This window comes from Hwanghaeella sp. LZ110 (assembly GCF_048892525.1).
GTDB lineage: Bacteria > Pseudomonadota > Alphaproteobacteria > UBA8366 > Aestuariispiraceae > Pacificispira.
Genome location: NZ_JBLZHT010000028.1, coordinates 1 through 852 on the forward strand (window position 1 = coordinate 1; position 852 = coordinate 852).

Below are 852 nucleotides of genomic sequence, written 5' to 3' on the forward strand. Positions count from 1 at the left end.
CTAGGCTCAGGACCCATAAACTGGGTTCCCTTGGCGCTGCAAATCTGATTCAGACCTTCCATGAACAAGGAGGTTCTGATGAGCACTCATCACTTTTGGCTATCGGATTCACAATTCGAGCGTCTTCGTCCGCTGCTTCCCAACAAGGTTCGCGGTGTGCCGCGCGTCGATGATCGCCGTGTGATCAGCGGGATCATCCATGTGCTGAAGGGCGGCCTGATGTGGCGTGATGCGCCGTCGGTCTATGGGCCGCATAAGACGCTCTATAATCGGTTCATCCGGTGGAGCCGGGCCGGGGTCTTCGACCGGATCTTCTCCGAATTGGCGGCGGCAGGGGACGCGACCGAGACGGTGATGATCGATGCAACACACCTCAAGGCGCATCGTACGGCGGCGAGCCTGCTCAAAAAGGGGCTCTACCCAGGCGTATCGGACGGACGAAGGGCGGGTTGACCTCCAAGCTTCACGCCGTATCGGATGCGCTCGGTCGGCCCATCGCCCTACTCCTGACCGAAGGCCAGGTCAGCGACTACCGGGGCGCGGCGACGCTCTTGCCCGCCTTGCCGCCGGCGGACGCGCTCATCGCCGACAAAGGATATGACAGCAACTGGTTCAGGGAGGCGCTCATCGGGCAGGGGATCGAACCCTGCATCCCAGGAAGAGCCGGACGAAAGAAACCCATCCAGTATGATCAGGCGCTCTACAAGCAGAGAAACCTTATCGAACGACTATTTGGACGCCTCAAGGACTGGCGGCGCGTCGCCACGCGATACGACAGATGCGCTCACGCTTTCCTCAGCACAATCGCTATCGCCGCGACGGTCATTTATTGGTTATGAGTCCTGAGCCTAG

At 60.0% G+C, this 852-nt stretch carries 1 protein-coding gene; it reads left to right on the forward strand.

Annotation, left to right across the window (positions count from 1 at the left end; all coding sequences use genetic code 11):
- Window positions 1-78 precede the first annotated feature (78 nt).
- Window positions 79-839, forward strand: a protein-coding gene (locus ACOSDM_RS20050; protein WP_420726309.1) for an IS5 family transposase whose coding sequence is annotated in 2 segments (ribosomal slippage) — window positions 79-399 and window positions 402-839 — 759 coding nt in all. Because the reading frame shifts where the segments join, the coding sequence is not laid out codon by codon here.
- Window positions 840-852 lie beyond the last annotated feature (13 nt).